The following is a 24,996-nucleotide window of genomic DNA, read 5'->3' on the forward strand; positions in this document are numbered from 1 at the left end:
CATCCTTATGAGCAACATCCTGTGGTTCGACGAGGTCGGCATGGCAGACCTTCCTCAGGTCGGCGGCAAGAACGCCTCCCTCGGCGAGATGGTCTCCCACCTCTCCGATCTCGGCGTGCGCGTGCCCGGCGGCTTCGCGACGACAGCGGATGCTTATCGCTCCTTCCTCCGAGAGAGTGGCCTCGACCTGCGCATTCGCGAAGCCGTCGACGCGATCGACGTCGATGACGTCACCCAGCTCTCTCGAGTCGGCGCAGCGGTGCGCGAATGGATCGAGCAACAGCCCCTGCCCGCCGACATCGAACGCGACATCCGCTCGGCCTACACGCGCCTGGTCGAGAACGACCCCGCCCCGGATGCCGTTTCCTGGGCCGTACGTTCATCGGCGACCGCGGAAGACCTTCCAGATGCATCCTTCGCCGGCCAGCAGGAGACATTCCTCAACATCGCCGGCATCGAGCACATCCTGCAGGCAGTGAAGCAGGTGTTCTCGTCGCTCTACAACGACCGCGCAATCTCATACCGGGTGCACAACGGCTTCGACCACCACGACGTGGCGCTCTCCGTCGGCGTGCAGCGGATGGTGCGCTCCGACATCGGAGCATCCGGAGTCATGTTCACCGTCGACACCGAATCCGGTTTCGAGGATGCCGTCTTCATCACCAGCTCGTACGGGCTGGGGGAGGCCGTCGTGCAGGGTGCCGTGAACCCGGATGAGTTCTACGTCTACAAGCCGGCGCTCGCCGCTTTCCGCCCCGCGATCCTCAAGCGCTCCGTCGGCGAGAAAGCGATCGCGATGCGATACACCGAGAGTGAGCAGGTCGGCGGAACGACCGTCTTTGAAGACGTCCCGCTCGGCCAGCGCCGCCTGCTCAGCATCACGGATGCTGAGGTCGAAGAACTGGCCCGTCACGCCGTCACGATCGAGCAGCACTACGGACGCCCGATGGACATCGAGTGGGCGCGCGACGGCGTCGACGGCAGGATCTACATCCTGCAGGCTCGACCAGAGACCGTCGTTTCCCGCGCCGACGCGAACGTCATGCGCCGCTTCGTACTCGCCGAGCGAAGTGATGTGCTCTCGACCGGACGCGCGATCGGTCAGAAGATCGGCTCCGGCGCGGTGAGCGTGCTACGCAGCATCGACCAGATGGCGGACTTCACAGCGGGCGACGTGCTCGTGGCCGACATGACCGACCCCGACTGGGAGCCGATCATGAAGAAAGCATCCGCGATCGTCACGAACCGCGGCGGCCGCACCTGCCACGCGGCGATCATCGCGCGCGAGCTCGGCATCCCCGCGGTCGTCGGCACGGGAGATGCGACCAGCGTGCTCCCTGACGGCCTTGACGTCACCGTCTCGTGTGCGGAGGGTGACGACGGCCTCGTCTACCAAGGTCTCCTCGACTTCACCGAGGAGGAGACCCACCTGGATCGGATGCCGGAGGTTCCGGTCAAGATCATGATGAATGTCGGCACACCCGATCAGGCCTTCTCCTTTTCGCGCCTGCCCAATCGTGGTGTCGGACTCGCGCGCCTGGAGTTCGTCATCAACCGCCAGATCGGCATCCATCCGCGGGCGCTCCTCGATTACGAAACGCTCCCGGACGATCTGAGAACCCAGATCTCCGACCGCATCGCGGCGTACTCGTCACCGCGGGAGTTCTTCGTGCAGCGCGTCGTAGAGGGTGTGGCGATGCTGGCCGCAGCGTTCGCTCCGGAGCCGGTGATCGTGCGCATGAGCGACTTCAAGTCGAATGAGTACGCGAACCTGCTCGGTGGTGACCGCTACGAGCCGCACGAGGAGAACCCGATGATCGGGTACCGTGGGGCGTCGCGCTACATCTCCGCGGACTTCCGCGAGTGCTTCGACATGGAGTGCGAGGCTATCCGCCGGGTGCGCGATGACATGGGCCTGAAGAACGTCAAGATCATGATCCCGTTCGTCCGCACCGTGGCCGAGGGCGCAGCCGTCATCGAGCTGCTCGCCGCAAACGGCCTGCGTCGCGGCGAGAACGGCCTCGAGGTCGTCATGATGTGCGAAGTGCCATCCAACGCGCTGCTGGCGGACGAGTTCCTCGATCACTTCGACGGTTTCTCGATCGGCTCGAACGACATGACCCAGCTGACGCTCGGCCTTGACCGCGACTCCGCGCTCGTCGCGCAGACGTTCGACGAGCGCGACCCCGCGGTGAAGAAGATGCTCGCGATGGCGATCGAAGCGTGCCTGCGTCGCGGCAAGTACGTCGGCATCTGCGGGCAGGGCCCCTCTGATCATCCGGACCTCGCCGACTGGCTGCTCGATCAGGGCATCGAGTCGATGTCACTCAATCCCGACACGGTGGTGGAGACGTGGATGCGGTTGGCGCAGCGCGCGGAGAAGGCGGTGCCGGCACTCGGGTGACACCTGCGCGGCAGCACGCAGCACCTCTTACCGCCGATGCGCCCGATCGTGGATCGATCGCATGTGCTCCATGAGTCGCGTCGAGAACGCGGCGACGTCCCGTTGTGAGACGATCTCGGCGAGATCCGTGTGGTCGGTCACGATCGCCTGCATCCGCGTCTTGTCGTGCCAGACCGACCGCGTCGTCATGCGCCGAAGCCTGTCACGCAGACCGCGATAGATATCGGCGAGGATGTCGTTGCCGCTGGAATTCACGATCACGAGGTGGAACTCGGCATCCAGTGTCGTGAACGTCTCGATGTCGCCGGCATCCATCGCCACACGCATCTGCTCGGTGATGTCGAGCAGCCGGCGGCGCAGGGCCTGGGCGGCATCGGCGCTCGCCGCGATCGTGGTCATCGCGTGCGTCTCGATGAGTTGCCGCGCCTCGAGAACCTGTTCCTTCTCCTCCGGCTGAACGGGCACGACCAGCGCGCCGCGCTTCGGATAGAGCTTCAGCCACCCCTCGGCCTCGAGCCGCAAAAAAGCTTCGCGCACGGGTGTGCGGCTCAGGCCAGTGGCTTCAACGAACTGCCCCTCGGTGATCAGCTCACCGGAGCCGATCTGTCCGTCGAGGATGAGCTCACGAACATGTCGGTAGACCTGATCCGACGCAGACATCGGCTGGGACATCCGGACCTCCTTCGCCTCGCCCTCCAGATTATCGCGCAAAGCGGGCGTTGGGATTCATGTTGTATCTATCTTGCATCTATGACGTATCTAACGCTAGCCTCGGTTCGAACGGGCGCGAAGGCCCAGGGAGCAGATGGAGACAATATGACAGCCGCAGCTCACCCGGTGATCCCAGAACTAGCGCAGGCGCTTCCTGTCGACGCGCTCATCACGGACCCGGCATCCATCGACGCCTACCGGTGGGATCGGGCCCTTGATCCGAACGCCGGCGTCCCGCTCGCCGTCGTGCGCCCGACCACGACCGAGCAGGTGCAGGAGGTCGTGCAGATCGCGGCCCGCAATCGCATCGCCATTGTGCCGCGCGGCGCCGGGTCAGGGCTCTCCGGCGGCAGCTCCGCCGTCGAAGGCGCGCTGATCGTCTCTCTCGATCGGATGCGACGGATCGAGGTCGATGCCGCAACCCGGATGGCCACAGTCCAGCCCGGGGCCTTCAACGCCGAGGTGAAGCAGGCCGCCGCAGCCCACGGCCTCTGGTACCCGCCGGACCCGTCCTCGTTCGAGTTCTGCTCGATCGGCGGCAACGTCGCAACCAACGCGGGTGGTCTCTGCTGCGTCAAATACGGCGTGACGACCGACTATGTGCTCGGCATGACGGTCGTCCTCGCCGATGGCCGCGCCGTGACCCTCGGCGGCCCCCGGCTGAAGGACGTCGCTGGGCTCTCCCTCGCCAAGCTGTTCGTCGGAAGCGAAGGGACGCTCGGCATCATCACCGAGATCATCCTCCGTCTGGTCCCCGCCCAGCGGCCCCCATCCACGGTCGTGGCCACCTTCCCGACACTGACGGGCGCGACCGACGCGGTGCTGGAGATCACGCGAACTATGCGCCCATCGATGCTGGAGCTCATGGATCGCACTTCGATCAATGCCGTCGAAGACGAGACGCGCATGGGGCTCGACCGGGAAGCCGCGGCGATGCTCATCATCCAATCCGACGAGTCACCGGCCGCGGCGAGTGAAGAGGTCGCACGGGTGGAGGCGATCTGCCAACAGTTCGGCGCGAGCGAGTGCTATATGACAGCGGATCCCGACGAGAGCGAGGCATTCGTCGTGGCCCGCCGAATGGCGATTCCGGCGATAGAGAAGAAGGGCAAGCTGCTGCTCGAAGACGTCGGCGTTCCGCTCCCGCGCCTCGGCGATCTGGTCGCCGGGCTCGAGCAGATCTCTGCCGCGCGTGAGGTTCTGATCGCCGTCATCGCGCACGCGGGCGATGGCAACACGCATCCGCTCATCGTGTTCGACCCGAACGATCTCGACCAGCAGGCCCGCGCCGAAGCCGCCTACGGAGAGGTCATCGACCTTGCGATCTCACTCGGCGGCACCATCACCGGCGAGCACGGGGTCGGTCGACTCAAGCAGCCGTGGCTGCCGGCGTACCTCGGCCCGGACGTGCTCGAACTCAACATTCGCATCAAGAACGCCCTTGACCCGCAGAACATCTTCAACCCCGGCGCCGTATTCGGACCCTTGGGAGAGGCAGCCTCATGACCACGCACACATCCATCCAGGCCGTCACCTATGCCACCGCAGCCCGCGCGATCGAGCTCGGAATGCAGATCGCGACCGCCGCGGGCGTGCGTGCGGTGATCACCGTCGCCGACCCCGCCATGGCCATGGTCGCCTTCGGCCGCACCGATGGTGCCACACCGCACAGCGTTGAGACGAGTCGCCGAAAGGCGGCAACCGCCGCGTCGACCCGCAAGCCCACCGTTGCGATCGCACCCGAGTTCGCCGTCGCGCTCGAGCACGGCACCGGCGGACTGCTCACCAGCGTTGCCGGTGGCGTTCCCCTCTCGTTCGCCGGTGTGCACATCGGTGGAATCGGCATCGCGGGTGGGCGTCCGGACCAGGACGCTGAGATCGCGCTCGCTCTGCTCGCCGAACTCGGCGCCGATGTGGAGGTCGCCCGATGAACGCGCAGCGGGTGGACCGGTCTGGACTTCAGGTGATGCTGCCGCTGGTGGAATTCGTCGAGAGGGAGGCGCTTCCGGCATCCGGAATCGACGCGGGCGCGTTCTGGTCGGGCATGGCCGACATCATCCGCGATCTTGCTCCCGTCAATCGCGAGCTTCTCGACGTTCGTGACCGGATGCAGCAGAGCCTCGATGCGTATCACTTGGCGAACCCCGGACAACCGGATGCTGCCGACTATCGCCGCCACCTGGAAGAGATCGGGTATCTGCTGACGGCTCCGGCATCCGTCACGGTCGTCACCGAGGGCGTCGATGCGGAGATCGCGCAGATCGCCGGCCCCCAGCTCGTGGTGCCGCTGCTCAACGCACGATTCGCGATCAACGCCGCCAACGCGCGGTGGGGTTCGCTCTACGACGCGCTCTACGGCACAGATGTGATCTCTGCCGATGGCGATCTCGCACCAGGAAGCGGCTACAACCCCGCCCGCGGCGCAGCGGCGATTCAGCGTGGGCGCGAGCTGCTCGATCAGGTCGCACCGCTCGAGCGCGGATCGCACCGCGATGCCACGGGTTACCGGGTCGAAGACGGAGCGCTGCGGGTGCAGCTCGCGTCCGCAGGCGCCATCGCTCTTGCCTACCCGGACGGATTCGTCGGCTTCACCGGCGACCCGGCAGATCCAGCATCGGTCGTTCTCGTCCATCACGGATTGCACGTCGAGATCGTGCGCGACCGCGAGAGCGCGATCGGCAGCTCTGACCCGGCCGCGATCGCTGACATCGTGATCGAATCGGCCACGACGACGATCATGGACCTCGAAGACTCGGTCGCGGCAGTGGATGCCGAAGACAAGGTGCGGGGCTACCGCAACTGGCATGCGCTGATGCGCGGCGACCTCACCGCAGAGGTAGCGAAGGACGGATCGACGTTCCTGCGGACGATGAATCCCGATCGCACGTTCACCGCTCCCGATGGCGGCAGTGTGTCGCTGTCTGGGCGTTCCTTGCTGCTTGTTCGCAACGTCGGTCACCTGATGACCACCGATGCGGTTCTTGATGCGTCGGACGCTGAGATACCCGAGGGCATCCTCGACGCGGTCATGACGGTCCTCGGCTCGGTCGCCGACCTGCGGGGGGATGCCGTGGGCGGAAACTCTCGCACCGGATCGGTCTACGTCGTCAAGCCGAAGATGCATGGACCGGAAGAGGTGGCGTTCGCCGTCTCGCTCTTCGAACGGGTCGAGAAGCTGCTGGATCTGCCGCACGCGAGCGTGAAACTCGGCATCATGGACGAGGAACGCCGAACGACCGTCAACCTCGCCGCCTGCATTGAGGCTGCGCGCGAGCGCGTCGCCTTCATCAACACCGGCTTCCTCGATCGCACCGGCGATGAGCTGCACACCTCCATGCATGCGGGCGTCATGGTCCCGAAGGCCGCCATGCGCGATGAAGCATGGCTGGCGGCGTACGAGCGCTCCAACGTCGCTGTCGGCACGGCCTCTGGCCTGCGCGGACGCGGTCAGATCGGCAAGGGGATGTGGGCGATGCCCGACCTCATGCGCGACATGCTCGAACAGAAGGCGTCGCAGCTGCGGGCCGGAGCGACGACGGCGTGGGTGCCGTCGCCGACCGCGGCAACCCTGCATGCGCTGCACTATCACGAGGTCGACACAGACGCGGTGGCCGCCGAGCTAGCGGAACGTCCGGCACAGTCCATCGACGAGATCCTCCACATTCCGCTGGTGGACGGTTCGCTTTCGCCGGAGACGATCGAGGTTGAGCTCGACAACAACGTGCAGTCAATCCTCGGCTACGTCGTGCGCTGGATCGATCGGGGCATCGGGTGCTCGAAGGTTCCCGACATTCATGGCGTCGCACTGATGGAGGATCGCGCCACACTGCGCATCTCCAGCCAACTGCTGGCGAACTGGCTGGTGCACGGCGTGATCGACGTCGACGACATCGACCAGAGCCTGCACCGGATGGCACCTGTCGTTGACCAGCAGAACGCGGATGACCTGCTGTACGAGCCGTTGGTCGGAGCGTACGGGCCGGGGCTCGCCTTCGATGCGGCCCGACGACTGATCATCGAGGGCGCCCGCCAGCCCAATGGTTATACCGAGCCGCTCCTGCACCGACTGCGGCGTGAGAAGAAGGCAGGCGTGGAGTCATCGCAGCACGCGGACTCTGCCAAAATAGGCGGATGACGAGGACGAAGACCCTGGTGCCGCTGATCGGAATGTTCGTCCTGGGAGCAGCGCTGATCAGCGGATGCGCGCCGGTGCCAGCGATTGAGGATTCGGCGACGCCGCCTGCGGAGGCGGTTTCGGAATCGCCGACACCAACCGCCGCGCCGTCGCATCCGACGACACCTTCGCCGGAAACAGATGCGGCAACGAGCTTCCTCGCGTGGCTCGATGCTTCGCGCGTTCCCGACCTCGATGCTGCCTGCGCGCCGCTGTCGCCCGAGCTCGTCGCCCGGATGCTCGCGGAAATGCAGCGCGACGGTTTCCCTGAGGTCTCCACGTGCGAGGAGATGATCACTGTCGCTGCAGAGCTGTATCGCGCGTTCGATCAGAGTGCTGAGGTGACCATCGACGTGCAATCCGAGACGGCGAGCGACGCCGTTCTGTTCGTCACCTACCTCGCCAGCGGGGACTGCGGGACAGTCGTGATGGAGCGTCCGGCATCCGAGTGGATCATCACCGAGCAGACCGAAGAGTGCGCCTGATCTGCTGCGCGCGCCGCTGAGCTCCTATCCAGTTCCCGGGAAGCCGGTGGATTCGCGACGGACGATGCGGAAGTCGGGCTTGACGGTGCGAGGAGGGCGTCGAGATCCCTTCTCGGCGATGCGTTCGATGAGCAGATCCACCGCGGTAGCCGCGATCTGCTCACTGCCCACGTCCACGCTTGACATGGACGGGAGGGAGAACCTGGCCTCATCGATATTGTCGAAGCCGATGACCGCGACATCCTCGGGGATACGGAGCCGCGACTCGCCGAGCGCTCGGAGCGCGCCCAGCCCCAACGTGTCGTTGAGGGCGAAGACCGCGTCGAACGCTGTGCCCTCTTCGATCAGTTCACGGATCATGGAAGCTCCGGCGGAGTGGTTCCAGTGGGGGCTGCTGCGGATCAGAGACTGATCGACCTCAATGCCGGCGCCCTCGAGCGCAAGGACGTAACCGTCCAGGCGCAGACTCGCCGAGCTGACCTCGTCGCCGCGCTCCGCTTCAGCACCGATAACGGCGATTCTGCGGCGTCCGATGTCGAGGAGATGCTCCACCGCGGCGCGCGCCGACGACGTGTTGTGCATGGCGACATGGTCTGTCGGGCCGTTGAAGATCCGCTCTCCCAACAGAACCAGCGGAAAATCGGTGCTCAGCGATTTCACGTCATTCTGGCCCAGGGTGAACGGGCTGAACAGCAGGCCGTCCGTCAGGCGCAGACGCCCGCCGGCGACGACTTGCAGCTCGCGCTCGCGATCGCCGCTGGTCTGTTCGACAACAACGCCGAGGCCCCGGGCATCCGCGGCCCGAATGATTGCGTCCGCGAGCTCGGCGAAATAATTCTCCCGAAGTGCGGGCACCGCGAGGCCGATGACGCCGGTTCGTCCCGAGCGGAGCCCGCGGGCTGAGAGGTTCGGGCGATAGTCCAGCTCGGCGATGGCCGCGAGTACTCGATCGCGCGTATCGGGACGGACATGCGGATGATCGTTGATGACGTTCGATACGGTCTTGATCGAAACGCTCGCCAGGCGCGCGACGTCATGCATCGTCGAGCCCATTAAGTCACCCATCGTCCTGCCCCGCGCTCGGTGCGTCGCGTTCCCCATACTTTAGCTGGCACCTGCTCCCGCGCCCCGCCATGTCACCCGGCCCCTGTCGCGCGCCGCGTATGATGGCGCAATGCCGACCGAGCTTTCTCGACCTGATCGGCCAGCGCGGATCAGTCCTCGGCTGGTGGTGGATGACGTCCACGATCAACTGCTGCGTCTCATCATCGACGGGCATATGGAGCCAGAATCGCCGTTGAGCATTGACGCGCTGGCTCGTGATTTCGGTGTCTCCAGCAGCCCGGTTCGCGAGGCGCTGGCCCGTCTGGAATCGACCGGCCTCATTCAACGACTTGCATTGCGCGGATACCGTGTTGCGCCGGCCCTTGAGGCGCATGAGCTCGCCGAGCTCATGGATGCGCGCCTGTTTCTGGAACCGGCCGCCGCCGCCGCAACTGCTGAACGGGAAGGGCGCGCACCGCTGCTCGAGCAGCTGGACGCGACGCTGAGCACGCTAGCCGCAGATCAAGCGGGCGAGCAGTTCGAATCCTTCCGTGCGTACTACGAAGCGGACCGTGAGTTCCACCGGGCCATCGTTGCGGGAACCGACAATCGTTTCCTGCTGCATGCCTACGACGCCCTGGGGGGACACGTCCAGCGTTTCCGCCTCTTCTCCGGCAGGGGCGTCACCGACGCCGATGCGACAGTGGCTGAGCATCGTGCGATCAGGGACGCGATCGCCGCGGGTGACTCCGCCGCAGCCGAGGCGGCCATGCGCGCGCATCTCACCGGTGTTCGCGAGCGCTCGCTCGCCGAAATCGCTGTGGACTGACCGCGCGAGAGCCACCTGACTGACTCTCGTTCGCTTCGCTCGGGCTGAGACTCGTGAGCCCCATTGGTGAACCTTTTTCGTGTATCGTGCACGATACCGGATTCGATGGAGTTGATGGACGATGGCACTCACTGCCGACACCTGGCCGATTGCGGCGGCAATGCTGCCGTTTCCCACGAGCATGCCTCCGGGAGGAAATGACGACGCGCTTCGTGCCGAGTGGTCGCGCGCACTCGGCGAAGTGGCGGATGCCGGATTCGACAGTGTCGATCTGACTGACTCCTGGGTGCGCTGTGGCGATCTTGGGCCCGCGCATCTCGCCCTGCTTCAGGAAGTTCTCGACGAGCACGACCTGCGTGCGATCTCGCTGTCGGCCATCCGTCGTTCCGTGATCGATGCGGCGCACGGCGACGATAACCTCGCCTACAGCCACCGCACGCTGGAGGCCGCGGCGCAGCTCGGCATCGGGGTGGTTTCCTTCGGCCTGCATCAAGCCTTGACCGACGAGCAGCGCCGGGCGCTGTGGTTCTGGACGGCGCGCGGTCATGAGGATCGGATCGACGACGTAGAGGCCCGGGCGCTCGCCGTGCGACGATTCCGGGAGCTCGGCGCGCATGCCGAGGAACTGGGGCTGCTTGTCTCGCTGGAGATGTACGAGCACACCTATCTCGGTACGGCTGCTTCGGCGGTGCGTCTCGTGGAGGAGATCGACAACCGTGCGGTCGGGCTCAATCCCGACATCGGCAATCTGATCCGCCTGCACGAACCCATCGAGGACTGGCGGGAGATGCTCACCGCGACGCTGCCCTATACGAACTTCTGGCACGTCAAGAACTACCTGCGCGATGAGGACCCCGCCTCGGGCGTCGTGACGACATTTCCGGCCTCGCTGGAATCGGGGCTGATCGACTACCGCTGGGCGATGCGCGAAGCGGTCGCCGCCGGATTTCAGGGCATCATCTGCGTCGAGCACTACGGCGGTGACGGATTGAGCGTCAGTGCGACGAATCGCGAATATCTGCGCAGCAGGGCTCTGCCCAGACGTGAGTATGCGCTGGGGAGCAGCCGCGTGGAACAGCAGACGGACCAGGTGCGCCGATGACGAAGATCATCACAGACCCGGATGTCTTCGTCGCTGAGTCCCTCGACGGGCTCGTGTTAGCGCATTCCGATATCCTCCGGCGCGTGGACGGCGGCGTCGCGCGTGCCCAGGCTCTTCCTGCTGGACAGGTCGCGGTCGTTGTTGGCGGCGGCTCCGGTCACTATCCCGGCTTCGCCGGGGCGGTGGGTGAGGGGTTCGCCGCTGCAGCGGTGTGCGGCAACATCTTCTCCTCGCCGTCCACAGCGCAGGCCATCCGCGTGGCGGACGAGGTGGAGGCAGGCGGAGGCATCCTCTTCTCTTATGGGAACTACGCCGGTGACGTGATCCACTTCGGTGAGACCGAACGCCGGCTCCGCACCCGGGGCGTGGACGTGCGCACCGTGCTGGTGACGGACGACATCGCAAGCGCACCGGCGGAGCACGTCGATCAGCGGCGGGGCATCGCCGGAGATCTCTGCGTCTTCCGCATCGCGGGGGCATCCGCATCCCGAGGTGATGCGATCGACGAGGTCGAGCGCCTCGCACTGGCGGCGAACGCGAGAACGCGGACGCTGGGCGTCGCGTTCTCCGGGTGCACCCTGCCCGGAGCCACCGAGCCGCTGTTCCGGGTACCGGAGGGGATGATGTCCATCGGTCTCGGCATCCATGGTGAACCGGGCATCCGTGACGTCCCCCTCGAGACAGCCGATCGCCTCGCTCTGACGTTGCTGCACCCCCTTCTCGAAGAGCGACCGCACGGCGCCTCGGATCGCGTGGCGCTCCTGGTGAACGGCCTCGGGGCGGTGACGCAGGAGGAATTGTTCGTCCTCTTCCGGCACGTATATGAGGAACTCGTCCGTCACGGTCTCACGGTGGTGGCGCCGCTGTGCGGCGACCTGGTGACGAGTCTGGACATGGGCGGCGTCTCGGTCACGCTGATGTGGCTGAACGATGAGCTCGAAGAACTCTGGTGCAGTCCAGCACGAACTACCGCGCTCGTTCGCGGCAATCCGGTGCGGCAGGCTTCCGCGCTCCCCGCTCCGGGGGAAAGCGGGCGCGAGGCGCCCACGGGGAGCCGGGCGCCCACGGAGAGCCCGGCACTCGCGGGGAGAGATGCCGAACCGTCCGCCCCGAGGCGCTCGGCGAGCGCGGAGTCGGTGCACGCGGCGACGGTCGCGCGGGATCTGCTCGGCGCTGCGAGGGACGCGATCGCCGTCGAGGCCGATGCGCTGGGCGCACTCGATGCCATCGCCGGCGACGGCGATCACGGAGTCGGGATGCTGAGAGGGCTGGAAGCGACGTGCACCGCAGCCGAGCGGGTCGTGCCGGAGGTGGGCATCGGCGAACTGCTGGAGGCCGCCGGCGACGCCTGGGCCGATCGGGCCGGCGGTACTTCCGGTGCTCTCTGGGGAGCGGCGCTCGCCGAGTTCGGTGCTGTGCTCGAGCGCTCCCCGACCATCGATGGCGCAGCTGTCGCAGAAGCCGTGATGCGGGCACGCGAACGCCTGGTCCAACTCGGCGGCGCGGAACCGGGCGACAAGACGATGCTCGATGCCCTGCTGCCCTTCGAACAGGCGCTGAAAAGCGCGATCGAGTCGGGCGCCGATCTCATCGACGCGCTGGCTGCCGGAGCGTTTGAGGCCGAACGTGCGGCCGACGCTACCGCGGCCCTTTCCCCGAAGCGCGGCCGCGCGCGTCCCCTCGCCGAGCGCAGCATCGGGCACCCCGATCCGGGGGCGGTCTCGTTCGCAGTAATCGTGCGCACGACGCATTCCGTGATGGTTGAAAGGAACCGGACATGAACAGATGGCGCATCATCATCGGCGCGGATGACGCCGGCTACGTGCTCAAGCAGATGCTGCGGGAGATGCTCGAGGCTGACGAGCGTGTCGAGTCGATCATCGACATCGGCGTGGATGCTTCGGGCACCACCCCCTATCCGCGCATCGCCGCAGAAGCCGCTCGCCGCGTCGTTGACGCCGAGGCAGATCGGGCGCTGCTGGTCTGCGGCACGGGGCTGGGCATGGCGATCACTGCCAACAAGGTCGCCGGAATCCGGGCCGTCACCGCTCACGATGCGTATTCGGTGGAGCGCTCCGTACTCAGCAACAACGCTCAGGTTCTGACGTTGGGGGCACGTGTCATCGGCGCGGAACTGGCCAAGAAGCTCATCGACGAGTGGCTGGATCTCCGGTTTGATCCGGAATCCGGCTCAGCGGCGAAAGTGGCACTCATCAGTGATATCGAGAAAGAGGAAGCAGAATGAGTGAACGTGTTGCCGTCGTCGGCTCGGGATATATGGGTGGTGGTATCGCCCAAGTGATCGCGCTCTCCGGTCGGGATGTGGTGCTCGCGGATGTGTCCGCGGAGCAGGCAGCCCGCAGCCACGAGCGGATCGTGCGCGAGGCGGAGAAGTTCGAACACGACGGACTGTTCCCTGTCGGAGCGGCAGAGATCATCGCGCAGCGCGTGCGGCCGGCAGCATCCATCGAGGATGCCGTCGCCAATGCCGACCTGATCGAGGAGGCTGTGCCGGAGGTTCTCGAGATCAAGCATGAGACTCTGCGTCGCATCAGTACGGCCGCGTCGCCCGACGCCCTGATCGGGAGCAACACCTCGACGATCTCGATCGCCGCCCTCGCGGAAGCCGTCGTGCTGCCAGAGCGTTTTCTCGGCATCCATTTCAGCAATCCCGCCACCTTCATTCCGGGGGTGGAGGTCATCCCGCATGCGGGGACCGATCGTTCGCGAGTGGATCAGGCCATCACGTTGCTCGAGGAGTGTGGCAAACAGGGTGTCGAGGTCCCCGACGTCACCGGTTTCGTGCTCAACCGGCTGCAGTACGCGCTGTTCACCGAAGCGGCGCGCCTTGTGGAGGAGCAGGTCGCATCGCCCGAGGCGATCGATACCATCGCCCGGACGACGTTCGGTTACCGGCTGCCGTTCTTCGGCCCATTCGCGATCGCAGACATCGCCGGGCTCGACGTCTACGAGTTCTGCTACGGCTCGCTCGGTAGTGCATACCCGGATCGGTTCGCCGAGCCGGAGGTGCTGCGCACGAGGGTCGCCCAGGGCGATCTCGGTGTGAAGAGTGGGCGCGGGTTCCTCGCAACTCCGCCCGAGCGCTCTGCCGAGCTGGTCGCCTATCGGGACCGGGCTTATGCCGCCATGGCGGAGCTATTGGAGCGGCTCGGACCGGCCCCGGTCGACTACTGAAGCGGAGTCGACTACTGAAGCGGAGTCGACTACTGAAGCGGAGAACGTTGAGGGCCTGAGCCCGGTGCAATACCGGACTCAGGCCCTTTGGGGTTACTGGCCCAGCTCGTTCAGCACGGTTTCCTGCGCCTGCTCGAGGGCTTCTTCAGCTGGGGTGCCGCTCTCATAGATCTCGTTGAGAGTGACCGTCCGGAACTGATTGTCCACGGTGGGCAGGTTCTCGTTGGAGAACGACTGGAAGTGGCCGATGCCGTCCTTCACCGAGTTCAGCACGTCGAACAGGTTCGTCTGGAAGTACTGGTTGAACTTGTTGTCGGGGTTGTGCGTGACCGCTTCGTCCTCCCAGACCGACATGTTGACCGGATCGAAGCCGAGAACCTCCCACACGGCCACGTTGGCGTCGAGGGACAGCTTCGTGAAGGCGAGGAACTCGCTGGCGAGTTCCTTGTTCTCGCTGGCCGCCATCACCGAGGTGCCGGTGCCGCCGCCACCGATCGTGAGAACTTCGGCGCCCTCGATCTGCGGTGCGGGAGCGATCGCGATCTTGCCGGCCAGCTCGGGCATGTAGTCGACATAGCGCGAGGTGTACCACGCCGGGTAGACGATGGCCGCGTAGTCGCCGTTGTTGATAGCGCCGAAGGCCTCCTCGCTGTCCGGGCTGCCGCCGGGGATCGTCGAGATCGCGCCCGATTCCTTCATGTCCTGGAACATCTGCATCGTCTCGACGACCTCGGGACTGGTCAGCGCAGGTGCGCCGAGCCCGTCATCGTCGAAGAGCTGTCCGCCGTTCTGCGCGATCGCCAGTGGCTCGGTGAAGTAGACGCCCGTGCTTGCAACGCTGAAGGCCTTGTCCGTCGCCTGGTTGTACTCGGTTCCAGCTGCGGCGAAGTCATCCCAGGTCTTGATCGTCGTGTAGTCGATGCCGGCGCTGTCGAGCAGTTCGGTGTTGTAGAACGCGACGAAGGCGCCGACGTGCGTCGGGTAGCCATAGATCTTGCCGTCTCGGCTGTACAGATCAAGGCGAGCCTGCACCACGTCATCGGCGTAGGGTGCGGCGGCCTCGGTCAGATCGGCGAGCGGCGGGTTGCTGCCCTTGACGAAGTTCGCGAACTTGCCGACTTCGATGTCGGCGAGATCGGGCAGTCCCTGGTTCGAGTTCACCGCGAGCAGGAGCTTGTCGTGCATGTCCTGGTACGGGTAGACCGTGAGGTTGAGATCGATCGCCTTATCGGGGTTCTCCTCGTTCCACTTCTCGGCCATCTCCTCGTAGACCTGGCCGTGGAGTTCGGCGAACACCCACATGTCTAGTGTGGTGGTGCCGTCGGCGCCTTCGCCGCCGCCCGATTGGTCGTCGCTCGTGCAGCTGGATAGAGCTCCGACTGCCAGCCCCGCCGCGATCGTTGCGGTCAGAATCCTTCGGATTCGCATGATATTGCTCCTGACTGTGTGTGTTGGGGTACTGCGGATAAAGGGGGAGGAAGGATGCTGCTGAGATCAGCCCTTCACCGAGCCGGCAGTCATGCCTGCGACGAAGAAGCGCTGGAAGGCGAGGAAGAGGATCAGGATCGGGATGAGGGAGAAGAACGAGCCGATGATCAGCAGCTCGTAGTTGTTTCCGTGCGGGGTCAGCAGGGTGTTGAGGCCAATGGGAAGCAGGAACTTCTCGGGCGAGCGCAGCACGAGAAGTGGCCAGAGGAAGTTGTTCCAGATGGTCATGCCGTTCAGGATCGCCATGGCGGCGAAGGCGGGCTTGGCGATGGGGACGATGAGGCGGAAGAAGATGCCGAACTCCGAGACGCCGTCCACGCGACCGGCCTCGAGGATCTCCTTGGGCACACCCAGGAAGTACTGGCGGAAGAAGAAGATCGTCACCGCCTGCGCGAGGAACGGCAGCACGACGATCCAATACTGGTCCGCTGCGCCGATGTCATTGACCTGCACGTAGAGCGGCAGCATGAGCATCTCGAAGGGGATGGTCATCAGGATGATCACGAGGATGAAACCCAGGCTCTTTCCGCGGAACTCGTACATCGCGAATCCATAGGCGACGAACGAACTCACCAGCAGCGTGCCGGCCACCTGGATGACGGTCAGCACCAGGCTGTTCCAGAACCACTGGAAGTACATCCCGGAGTCCGTGAAGAGCATCGTGTAGTTATCGAGGCTCAGTTCGGAGAAGTCGATCGAGAACGAGATGCCGTTGCGGATGACATCGTTGCCGTCCTGGAAGGTGCCGACGAAAATCCCGAGCACGGGCACCAGTGAGATCAGTGCGATCACGATCAGGAAGGCGCTCTGGATGAGCGTGGCCGTCCTGCGGGTCATGCGTGGCCGCGAGGCGTTGGCGCTGGAGGTGCGATCGGATCTCGTCGCTGTCTGCTGAGTCATCGCGTCGATTCCTTCTTGAACGTTCCCGTGGCGGTGAGCTGAGTGAGGTTGATCGCCAGGACCAGCACCAGGAGTACGACACCGACAGCGGAAGCGAAGCCGAGGTCGTTCTCCTGGATGCCCTTTCGGTAGAGGTAGCCGACGATTGTGAGGCCCTGATTGTTCGGGGAGTTGTTCCCGGCGTAGAGCATGAAACTCTCCAGGAACATCGCCAGTCCTCCGTACACGCTGATGGTGGTGACGTAGACGATCGTGGGCTTGAGGCCCGGAAGCGTCACGTGGAAGAACTGCTGGATCTTGCTGGCACCGTCGATCGATGCTGCTTCGTAGTAGTCAGTGGGGATGGCCTGCATTCCAGCGAGGAAGTACATCGTGTTGACGCCCGCCCAGCGCCACAGGGCAAGAAGCAGCAGCGCAGCTAAGCCGGTGAGGTCCTCCCGGAGCCAGCGCACCGGGCCGAACCCGAGGAACTCGACGATCTGGTTCATCAGTCCCGAGTCGGTCTCAGCGAACATCAGCCGGAACACGATGCCGGCCACGACCACCGATGTCAGAGCCGGCACGAACAGTGACGACTTGAAGAAGTTCTTGATCCGGCCGTTACCCACCCGGGAGTTGATGACGGCTGCGAGCATCATCGGGATCGGAACGAGGATCACGAGTGTCAGCACCATGTAGCGGATGCTGTTAAACATGGCCTTCCAGAAGACCTGGTCGCGCCAGAGCCGGTCGTAGTTCGCGGTGCCGATGAATGTCGCCTGTCCGTACAGAACTTCCTGGAAGCTCATGATCACCGATCGTCCGACCGGAACCAGCCAGAAAATGAGCAGCGTCAACAGGAACGGCAGGATGAAGAGGTACGGCGCGAGCCGCTGGCTGTAGAGCAGCTTCTTCATGCGATTTGTCTCGGTCATGGCAGTTTCTTCCTCGAACTATGCCTCTGGGACTGCAGTTGTCCGCCCCTCGGTTGAGAAGGTTATACTCCGGAGAGAGAATTTACAACGTTGTATTCCAACGTTGTATTTCAACGTTGTACTTCAGGAGCCAGAGGAGCAGAGCATGCCGGCAGCGCATCTGACCATCGACCCGCACTTCGTCACGGGACGCATTCACCGCAGGTTGTTCGGCGGCTTCGTCGAGCACCTCGGTCGGCACGTCTACGACGGCATCTACGAACCGGGTCACGAGACGGCGGATGCCGAGGGCTTCCGGCAGGACGTGATCGAGCTCGTCCGCGAACTCGGAGTCTCCACGATCCGCTACCCGGGTGGAAACTTCGTCTCCGGGTTCCGCTGGGAAGACTCAGTCGGGCCGCGGGAGCAGCGTCCGCGACGACTGGATCTGGCCTGGCACTCCACTGAGACGAACGAGGTCGGACTGCATGAGTTCTCCTCGTGGCTGGAGAAGGTGGGCAGCGACCTCATGCTCGCGGTCAACCTGGGTACGAGGGGCACGCTGGAGGCGCTCGACCTGCTCGAATACACCAACATTCCCGGGGGCACCGAGCTCAGTGAGCGTCGCCGGACCAATGGACGTGACAAGCCCTTCGCCGTGGAAATGTGGTGCCTCGGCAATGAGATGGACGGGCCCTGGCAGTTGGGGCACCGTTCGGCCGACGACTACGGCAAGCTCGCCGCGCAGACGGCGAAGGGGATGCGTCAGATCGACCCCGACGTCACTCTCGTGGTGTGTGGTTCCTCCGGAGCTCACATGCCGACCTTCGGTGAGTGGGAGCGCGTGGTGCTCAGCCACACCTACGACGATGTCGACTACATCTCCTGCCACGCGTACTACGAAGAGAAGGACGGCGATATCGACTCCTTCCTCGCCTCGGGCGTCGATATGGATCGCTTCATCGAATCGGTCGTCGCGACAGCCGATCACGTCGGTGCTGTGCGCGGCAGCTCGAAGCGGATCGACATCTCCTTCGACGAGTGGAACGTCTGGTACATCGACCGCTACCACGGTGTCGACAAGATCACGGGAATCGAGAACTGGCCGGTGGCGCCGCGGATCCTCGAGGACAGCTACTCGGTGCTGGATGCCGTCGTCTTCGGTGGTCTGATGATCTCGCTGCTCAAGCACGCCGATCGTGTCACCAGCGCCTCGCTTGCTCAGCTCGTGAATGTGATCGCGCCGATCATGACCGAACCGGGTGGTCCCGCTTGGCGGCAGGCCACGTTCTTCCCGTTCTCGATCACCTCGCGCCTGGCGCAGGGCGAATCGCTCGAGCTCAAGCTCGACTCGCCGACGTACGAGACAGCGCGTTTCGGCGAGGTTCCGCTGGTAGATGCCGTGGCAACCCACGATGCCGAGGCCGGTCGCTCCGCGGTGTTCCTCGTGAACCGCAGCACGACGGATCCGATCACGGTCACAGTCGATGTCGCCCGGCTCGGCGACGTCTCGGTGCTCGAGGCTCACACTCTGAGCGACTCCGACATCTACGCCAAGAACACCCTCGAGGGGCGCGATCGCGTCGCTCCGCACGCGAACGACACAGCATCGCTCGCAGCCGGTGTGCTCACGGTCGTTCTTCCTCCCGTCTCGTGGAGCGCGATCGCGCTGGGGTGAGCTAGGCCCCTGTTCGGGTTCGTCCGGCAAGCGCAAATGGCTGCATCCCGCGAGTGGATGCAGCCATTTGCGCTTGTCGAGCGGCGATAGCGACGCCGCACGGCCGTTACCGATTCGTTGCAGAGGCACCGCAGCCCGCTCTTGTGAGCGCTAACAGTGAGCGCTAACATTTCGGGAGCGGCCAGGGCGGCCGCCCCGTACGCACGGCGGTTTATCGCCGCACTGGTACCGGACGAACAAGGAGGTTCACCCATGAAGAAGCTCATTTCGATCGCTGCGGCCAGCTTGCTGCTGATCGGCCTCGCCGGTTGCGCTGCAGGCGGGGAGGCTCCAGCCGGCGGCGGATCTGAGGAACCGAAGGCCCTCGACGAGCTCGTTGTCGGCTTCGCCCAGGTGGGCGCGGAGTCGGGCTGGCGCACGGCGAATACCAAGGACGTGCAGTCAGCGTTCGAGGAGGCCGGCATCGAGCTGAAGTTCTCCGATGCGCAGCAGAAGCAGGAGAACCAGATCAAGGCGATCCGCTCTTACATCCAGCAGGGGGTCGACTACATCGCGTTCTCGCCGGTCGTTGAGACCGGGTGGGATGCTGTGCTCAACGAGGCCAAGGCCGCCGGCATCCCCGTCATCCTCACCGACCGTGCCGTCGACTCGGAAGATGAATCACTGTACGTGTCGTTCCTGGGCTCCGATTTCGTCGAAGAAGGAGAGAAGGCCGGGGACTGGGCAGTCGCGGAATTCGCCGACGCGGACTCCGTCAAGATCGTGCAGCTGGAGGGCACGACGGGCGCGGCTCCCGCGATCGACCGCGCCGAAGGCTTTGCCAACGTGATCGGCGACGATGACAAGTTCGAGATCGTCGCAAGCCAGACCGGTGACTTCACCCGCGCCGGCGGACTGCAGGTGATGGAGGCGCTGTTGAAGTCCAACCCGGACATCGACCTCGTGTACTCGCACAACGACGACATGGGGCTCGGCGCGATCGAAGCGATCGAGGCGGCCGGTCTCGTCCCGGGCGAGGACATCAAGATCATCACCGTTGACGCCGTGAAGGACGGTATGCAGGCGCTCGCCGACGGCAAGATCAACTTCATCGTCGAGTGCTCGCCGTTGCTCGGACAGCAGCTGGTTGACATCGTCAAGACGTTGAATGACGGCGGCACGGTCGAACCCCGTATCGTCACGGAGGAGACCACCTTCACCCAGGAGCAGGCCATCGAGGCGCTGCCTGACCGTCAGTACTGAGCACGATCCGACCGGGAGCGGACGCGCGTCCGCTCCCGGTCTTACCCTTCGATGGAGAAGCAGGATGACTGAGCTGAGCAGACCCGCAGCCCCGGCTGCGCACCCCGACCCGATCATCGAGGTTCGCGATGTGTCGATTTCGTTCCCCGGGATCAAGGCACTCGACTCGGTGTCTTTTCGCATGTTCCCGGGCGAAGTGCATTCACTCATGGGCGAGAACGGTGCCGGGAAGTCCACGCTGATCAAAGCACTGACCGGCGTGTATCAGATCGACTCCGGCAGCATCGTCTTCGACGGGAGCCCAGTGTCCTTCCACGGCACCGCACAGGCGCAGGATGCCGGAATCAGCACGGTGTACCAGGAAGTCAACCTGCTGCCCAACCTCTCCGTCGCGGAGAACATCATGCTCGGACGTGAGCCGCGCCGCTGGTGCTCTATCGATGTGCGGGCCATGCGCGCGCAGAGCCGCACGGTACTCGACACCCTGGGCCTGGACGTCGACCCGGACTCGATGCTCGGCACCCACTCGCTCGCGATCCAGCAGTTGATCTCCATCGCCCGCGCGATTCACATCAACGCGAAGGTGCTGATCCTGGACGAGCCGACATCCAGCTTGGACGCCGACGAGGTCGCGGAACTCTTCCGCATCATCCGCAACCTGCGCGACGACGGCGTCGCCATCCTCTTCGTCTCGCACTTCCTCGACCAGGTCTACGAAATCGCCGATCGGCTCACGGTGCTGCGCAACGGACGCCTCGTCGGTGAGCATCTGACCCCCGAGCTGCTGCGCATCGAGCTCGTGCAGAAAATGATCGGTAAAGAGGTCGGCGCCCTCGAAGATCTCGAACAGCGAGTGCGTGAGAACGATCAGTCCTCGTCCGAGTCGGTGCCGTTCCTCCTCGCGAGCGGAATCGGACGCCGGGGCGCGGTATCGCCTGTCGACATCACTATCCGCGAGGGCGAGGTGGTCGGCTTCGCGGGTCTTCTCGGATCCGGTCGAACCGAGGTAGCCCGGCTTCTGGGTGGCATCGACAAGACCGACACAGGAACGATCGAGCTCCACGGTGACGGCATCCGTCTGCGCACGCCCCGGCAGGCGCTGTCTCGACGGATCGCCTTCTCGAGTGAGAACAGGCGCGCAGAAGGAATCGTTGACGAGCTCACGGTCCGGGACAACATCATCCTGGCCCTCCAGGCCGACCGCGGCTGGTTCCGCCCGATCCCGCGCAAGCGACAAGACGAGCTGGCGCAGAGCTATATAGATGCGCTGCATATCCGTCCGGCGAATCCGGATGCGATCGTCAGAAACCTCTCCGGTGGAAACCAGCAGAAGGTGCTGCTGGGGCGCTGGCTCGCCGTAGCGCCGCGACTGCTGATTCTCGATGAACCCACCCGCGGCATCGACATTGGTGCGAAGGCCGAGATCCAGAAGCTCGTCATCAGTCTTGCCGAGAATGGGATGAGCGTCGTCTTCATCAGTGCAGAGCTCGAGGAAGTGCTGCGTCTGAGTCACAGAATCGTCGTCATGCGCGATCGGCACAAGGTCGCTGACCTGGTCAATGACGATCTGACCCTCGACAACCTGCTCGCGCTCATCGCTGAAGGCGACGCAGAAGACGACCTCGGAGAGATCGCATGAGCGCCCTGATCGCCCGCATTGCGTCCAGTCGGCTGTTCTGGCCGGTTGTGATGCTCGCCATCCTTTTCCTCATCAACGTCATCGCCTTTCCCGGGTTTTTCTCGATCGCCGTCCGCGATGGCAACCTGTACGGCAGCCTGATCGACATCCTGAGAAATGGTGCACCGATGATGATCGTCGCGATCGGGATGACACTGGTCATCGCCACGCGCGGTATCGATCTATCCGTGGGCGCGGTCGCCGCGATCGCCGGTGCGGTGGCCTGCAGCATCCTGCTCGGGGCTCCCGATCCTGCAAACCCCGGCGTCGTCGCGATCGCCATCTTCGTCGCGGTGCTGATTTCCCTCGTACTCGGGGCATGGAACGGTTTCCTCGTCGCCGTCGTCGGGATTCAACCGATCATCGCGACGCTGATCCTGATGACCGCGGGGCGCGGGGCAGCCATGCTCCTCACGGAAGGCCAGATTCTCACCGTGAACAGCGCGCCGTTCAAGGTGCTCGGTGCCGGGTTCATCTGGGGTATTCCTGTTGCGGTATATATCGCGGCCGGAGCATTCGTCCTCGCCGTCGTGTTCACTCGTCGCACCGCGCTCGGCATGCTCATTGAGGCTGTCGGCATCAACCCTGAAGCATCCAGACAGGCTGGCGTGAGAGCGCGCGGACTGCTCTTCCTGGTCTACATCTTCGCGGCGCTGTGTGCAGCAGCGGCGGGACTCATCCTCACCGCGAACACGATGGCCGCCGACGCGAACAACGTCGCCCTGTTCATCGAGCTGGATGCCATCCTCGCCGTCGTCATCGGCGGCACCTCTCTCGCGGGTGGGCGGTACTCCCTGGTCGGAACGGTGGTTGGGGCGCTCGTCATTCAGACCCTTGTCACGACGGTGTACACGGTGGGTATTCCGCCGATCATCACGATGGTGTTCAAAGCGGTGGTCGTGACGCTCGTCTGCCTGCTGCAGTCGCCGACGACCAGCGAGGCGCTCGCGGCGTTCCGACGAAAGCTCGCGCTGCGGGCAGGCAAGGAGACGGTGTCGGTATGAGCACGTCGATCAAAGCGCCGGCGACGGCGAAGGAACAGGTGTTGCACAGGGTGCGGACGACCTTCACCAGCCCGAAGTACGGTCCGGTGCTGGTCACCGCCATCCTCTTCGTCGCGGTGTTCATCGCCGGCGGCATCCGGTACCAGGGGTTCTTCGCCGGACAGGTGCTTCTCAATCTCTTCGTCGACAACGCCTATCTCATCGTGCTCGCGGTCGGGATGACATTCGTGATCCTCACCGGAGGTATCGACCTCTCTGTCGGTGCGGTTGTGGCGCTGTCCACGATGATGGTGGCGAGCCTGCTGCAGTCTGGGGTCCCCGCCGTCATCGTGATTCCCCTCATCGTCGTGGCGACCACCGTGCTCGGGCTGCTGGTGGGATTGATGGTGCATCACTTCAAAGTGCAGCCCTTCATCGCCACACTTGCGGCGATGTTCCTCGCACGAGGGCTTTGCTACGTCATCAGCCAGAGTTCGATCTCGATCGCCGACCCGGGGTTCATCGCACTTGCGGTCACCCGCATCTCGCTCGGCGGCGGGCTGTCGATCACCTGGAGCGTCGTTATCGCGCTGGTGATCGTCGCAGCCGCGGTATGGACGCTGCACCGGACGCGTTTCGGCCGCACTGTCTATGCGATCGGCGGCGGCGAGCACAGTGCCGAGCTGATGGGTCTTCCCGTTGCACGCACCAAGGTGCTCGTGTACGCGGTGAGTGGTCTGTGCTCGGGGCTCGCCGGCATCCTGTTCTCCTTCTACACGCTCTCCGGTTATCCGCTGACCGCGATCGGCACTGAACTCGACGCGATCGCCGCGGTCGTCATCGGTGGCACGCTCCTCACCGGTGGCTTCGGCTTCGTTCTCGGCTCCGTCCTGGGGGTGCTGGTGCTGGGCATCATCCAGACGATCATCACCTTCGAAGGCACGCTGTCATCGTGGTGGACGAAGATCTTCATCGGCGCGCTGCTGCTCGCATTCATCGGCTTGCAGCGGGTGCTCACCGCGCGAAAGACCTGACCTGCCGGGGCTGGCTCAGTCCTGCCGCGATAATAAGGATGAGAACGCGTCGTAGGGCGCCCGAGGGGAGCAGGCGGAGCCGGTGAGTCCGAACGACGATCAGCCGCGGGTTACGACGACGATCTTCGATGTCGCGCGCCTGGCGGGAGTTTCTCACCAGACAGTATCGCGGGTGCTCAACGACCTTCCGAACGTCAGGGCGAGTACCCGCGAGCGGGTCGAACAGGCGATCCGTCAGCTCAACTACGTGCCATCGCAAGCGGCGCGGGCGCTTGTCACTCGGCGATCCAGGACGATCGGTCTCGTCGCCACCGGACTGCCGGACTACGGGCCATCGAGCATCGTGCTGAGCTTCAACAGGTCGGCGCGTGCGGCAGGCTACGCGGTGATCGCCTCTCACCCTGCAGACATCGAGGGGGCGACGCTGCGCTCGGCCGCAGAGATGCTCATCCGCCAGAGCGTCGAAGCGATCGTGCTGCTTGCGTCTGAGCGGGGAGTGCTCGATGCCTTCGACGGCTGGGAGCTTGGTGTGCCCCTGGTCGCGATCGCCTCCGAGACGCGGGGGCGGAGCGTTCGGGTGAGTCTTGATCAGTACGGCGGCGCGCGCCGTGCGGTCGGTCATCTGCAGCAGCTCGGACACCACGACATAGCCCACATCGCCGGCCCTGCGGGCTCGATGGATGCTGAGGAGCGGCTGCGCGGATGGCGCGATGCGCTCCTCGACGCGGGGATGCCGGTGATCGAGCCGCTGCGTGGGGATTGGACCTCGGACTCCGGCTATCGCCTCGGCTGTCAGCTGCTCGCAAAACGAACACCCGAGGCTGTCTTCGTCGGCAACGACCAGATGGCGCTGGGGTTTTTGCACGCGGTTCAGGCTCAGGGTCTGCAGGTGCCCGCTGACATCAGCATCGTTGGCTTCGACGATGTACCCGACTCCGAGCATTTCATGCCGCCGTTGACGACCGTGCGGCAGGATTTCGTCGCGCTCGGTCAGGAGGCTGTAACAGCCGTGCTCGCCCAGTTGCGCGATGAAGAGGCCGCTGTGCTGGGCCCGATGCAGATTCCGGATCTCGTCGTTCGCGCGAGTACGCGGTCGCGGTGACCCGCCCACACCCGTTCGACCTCGCCCCCCGTTCGACCAGCGCAAGTTGCTGCA

The 24,996-nt window shown here is 64.7% G+C and carries 21 protein-coding genes; 16 read left to right on the forward strand and 5 right to left on the reverse strand.

All coding sequences use genetic code 11. From position 1 onward, the window contains the following. Window positions 1-7: 7 nt before the first annotated feature. Entirely contained in the window at window positions 8-2,404 is a 2,397-nt protein-coding gene (gene ppsA, locus ACSS7Z_RS07965; RefSeq protein WP_438253967.1) for a phosphoenolpyruvate synthase, read from the forward strand. A 27-nt stretch (window positions 2,405-2,431) separates the two neighbouring features. Here the strand turns inward: ppsA and ACSS7Z_RS07970 are convergent, their stop codons facing one another. Continuing rightward, complete coding sequence (locus ACSS7Z_RS07970) at window positions 2,432-3,076, reverse strand: GntR family transcriptional regulator (protein WP_438253968.1); 645 nt, start codon at window positions 3,074-3,076, stop codon at window positions 2,432-2,434. A 144-nt stretch (window positions 3,077-3,220) separates the two neighbouring features. Between ACSS7Z_RS07970 and ACSS7Z_RS07975 the strand changes: the two genes are divergently transcribed. The 4 genes from ACSS7Z_RS07975 to ACSS7Z_RS07990 are packed head-to-tail and all read left to right on the forward strand — an operon-like array spanning window position 3,221 to window position 7,774. Then, window positions 3,221-4,621 (forward strand): FAD-binding oxidoreductase, encoded by a 1,401-nt coding sequence (locus ACSS7Z_RS07975; RefSeq protein ID WP_438253969.1) that lies wholly within the window; start codon window positions 3,221-3,223, stop codon window positions 4,619-4,621. Further along, entirely contained in the window at window positions 4,618-5,046 is a 429-nt protein-coding gene (locus tag ACSS7Z_RS07980) for a GlcG/HbpS family heme-binding protein (RefSeq protein WP_438253970.1), read from the forward strand. The genes ACSS7Z_RS07975 and ACSS7Z_RS07980 overlap by 4 nt, the downstream gene beginning before the upstream one ends. After that, window positions 5,043-7,250, forward strand: coding sequence for a malate synthase G (locus tag ACSS7Z_RS07985; protein ID WP_438253971.1), 2,208 nt, complete (start codon window positions 5,043-5,045; stop codon window positions 7,248-7,250). The genes ACSS7Z_RS07980 and ACSS7Z_RS07985 overlap by 4 nt, the downstream gene beginning before the upstream one ends. Then, window positions 7,247-7,774, forward strand: a complete 528-nt coding sequence (locus ACSS7Z_RS07990) for a hypothetical protein (RefSeq protein ID WP_438253972.1) — start codon at window positions 7,247-7,249, stop codon at window positions 7,772-7,774. Before ACSS7Z_RS07985 ends, ACSS7Z_RS07990 begins: the two co-directional genes overlap by 4 nt. 24 nt (window positions 7,775-7,798) lie before the next feature. On the opposite strand, the gene ACSS7Z_RS07995 is transcribed toward ACSS7Z_RS07990, so the two are convergent. Then, a complete protein-coding gene (locus tag ACSS7Z_RS07995; protein WP_438253973.1) occupies window positions 7,799-8,839 on the reverse strand; it encodes a LacI family DNA-binding transcriptional regulator in 1,041 nt (346 codons plus the stop codon). A gap of 109 nt (window positions 8,840-8,948) precedes the next feature. On the opposite strand from ACSS7Z_RS07995, the gene ACSS7Z_RS08000 reads away from it, so the two are divergent. The 5 genes from ACSS7Z_RS08000 to ACSS7Z_RS08020 all read left to right on the forward strand — a co-directional run bounded on the left by ACSS7Z_RS08000 (window position 8,949) and on the right by ACSS7Z_RS08020 (window position 13,944). Then, window positions 8,949-9,647 (forward strand): GntR family transcriptional regulator, encoded by a 699-nt coding sequence (locus ACSS7Z_RS08000; RefSeq protein ID WP_438253974.1) that lies wholly within the window; start codon window positions 8,949-8,951, stop codon window positions 9,645-9,647. A gap of 121 nt (window positions 9,648-9,768) precedes the next feature. Further along, the gene (locus ACSS7Z_RS08005; RefSeq protein ID WP_438253975.1) at window positions 9,769-10,749 is read left to right on the forward strand and encodes a sugar phosphate isomerase/epimerase family protein; all 981 of its coding nucleotides are present in this window, start codon (window positions 9,769-9,771) and stop codon (window positions 10,747-10,749) included. Continuing rightward, window positions 10,746-12,530, forward strand: a complete 1,785-nt coding sequence (locus ACSS7Z_RS08010) for a dihydroxyacetone kinase family protein (protein WP_438253976.1) — start codon at window positions 10,746-10,748, stop codon at window positions 12,528-12,530. Before ACSS7Z_RS08005 ends, ACSS7Z_RS08010 begins: the two co-directional genes overlap by 4 nt. Beyond that, the gene (locus ACSS7Z_RS08015) at window positions 12,527-12,994 is read left to right on the forward strand and encodes a ribose-5-phosphate isomerase (protein WP_438253977.1); all 468 of its coding nucleotides are present in this window, start codon (window positions 12,527-12,529) and stop codon (window positions 12,992-12,994) included. The genes ACSS7Z_RS08010 and ACSS7Z_RS08015 overlap by 4 nt, the downstream gene beginning before the upstream one ends. Beyond that, window positions 12,991-13,944 (forward strand): 3-hydroxyacyl-CoA dehydrogenase family protein, encoded by a 954-nt coding sequence (locus ACSS7Z_RS08020; protein ID WP_438253978.1) that lies wholly within the window; start codon window positions 12,991-12,993, stop codon window positions 13,942-13,944. The genes ACSS7Z_RS08015 and ACSS7Z_RS08020 overlap by 4 nt, the downstream gene beginning before the upstream one ends. Window positions 13,945-14,037: 93 nt before the next feature. On the opposite strand, the gene ACSS7Z_RS08025 is transcribed toward ACSS7Z_RS08020, so the two are convergent. The 3 genes from ACSS7Z_RS08025 to ACSS7Z_RS08035 all read right to left on the reverse strand — a co-directional run bounded on the left by ACSS7Z_RS08025 (window position 14,038) and on the right by ACSS7Z_RS08035 (window position 17,246). Then, entirely contained in the window at window positions 14,038-15,372 is a 1,335-nt protein-coding gene (locus ACSS7Z_RS08025) for an ABC transporter substrate-binding protein (RefSeq protein ID WP_438253979.1), read from the reverse strand. A gap of 66 nt (window positions 15,373-15,438) precedes the next feature. Next, window positions 15,439-16,332: a carbohydrate ABC transporter permease gene (locus tag ACSS7Z_RS08030; RefSeq protein ID WP_438253980.1), complete on the reverse strand. Its 894-nt coding sequence runs from the start codon at window positions 16,330-16,332 to the stop codon at window positions 15,439-15,441. Further along, window positions 16,329-17,246, reverse strand: a complete 918-nt coding sequence (locus ACSS7Z_RS08035; protein WP_438253981.1) for a carbohydrate ABC transporter permease — start codon at window positions 17,244-17,246, stop codon at window positions 16,329-16,331. The genes ACSS7Z_RS08030 and ACSS7Z_RS08035 overlap by 4 nt, the downstream gene beginning before the upstream one ends. A gap of 145 nt (window positions 17,247-17,391) precedes the next feature. Between ACSS7Z_RS08035 and arfA the strand changes: the two genes are divergently transcribed. The 6 genes from arfA (at window position 17,392) to ACSS7Z_RS08065 (ending at window position 24,942) form a co-directional block, all read left to right on the forward strand. Then, window positions 17,392-18,903, forward strand: coding sequence for an arabinosylfuranosidase ArfA (arfA, locus tag ACSS7Z_RS08040; RefSeq protein ID WP_438253982.1), 1,512 nt, complete (start codon window positions 17,392-17,394; stop codon window positions 18,901-18,903). 252 nt (window positions 18,904-19,155) lie between these two features. Continuing rightward, window positions 19,156-20,145, forward strand: coding sequence for an ABC transporter substrate-binding protein (locus ACSS7Z_RS08045; protein ID WP_438253983.1), 990 nt, complete (start codon window positions 19,156-19,158; stop codon window positions 20,143-20,145). Between the two features lie 64 nt (window positions 20,146-20,209). After that, window positions 20,210-21,784, forward strand: coding sequence for a sugar ABC transporter ATP-binding protein (locus ACSS7Z_RS08050; protein ID WP_438253984.1), 1,575 nt, complete (start codon window positions 20,210-20,212; stop codon window positions 21,782-21,784). Then, window positions 21,781-22,827, forward strand: a complete 1,047-nt coding sequence (locus ACSS7Z_RS08055; protein ID WP_438253985.1) for an ABC transporter permease — start codon at window positions 21,781-21,783, stop codon at window positions 22,825-22,827. Before ACSS7Z_RS08050 ends, ACSS7Z_RS08055 begins: the two co-directional genes overlap by 4 nt. Next, window positions 22,824-23,840, forward strand: coding sequence for a galactofuranose ABC transporter, permease protein YjfF (gene yjfF / locus ACSS7Z_RS08060; protein ID WP_438253986.1), 1,017 nt, complete (start codon window positions 22,824-22,826; stop codon window positions 23,838-23,840). The genes ACSS7Z_RS08055 and yjfF overlap by 4 nt, the downstream gene beginning before the upstream one ends. An 82-nt stretch (window positions 23,841-23,922) precedes the next feature. Then, complete coding sequence (locus ACSS7Z_RS08065) at window positions 23,923-24,942, forward strand: LacI family DNA-binding transcriptional regulator (protein WP_438253987.1); 1,020 nt, start codon at window positions 23,923-23,925, stop codon at window positions 24,940-24,942. Window positions 24,943-24,996 lie beyond the last annotated feature (54 nt).

The sequence above is a fragment of the Microbacterium wangyouchuni genome (genome assembly GCF_051546305.1).
In the GTDB taxonomy this organism is placed as follows: Bacteria; Actinomycetota; Actinomycetes; order Actinomycetales; family Microbacteriaceae; genus Microbacterium.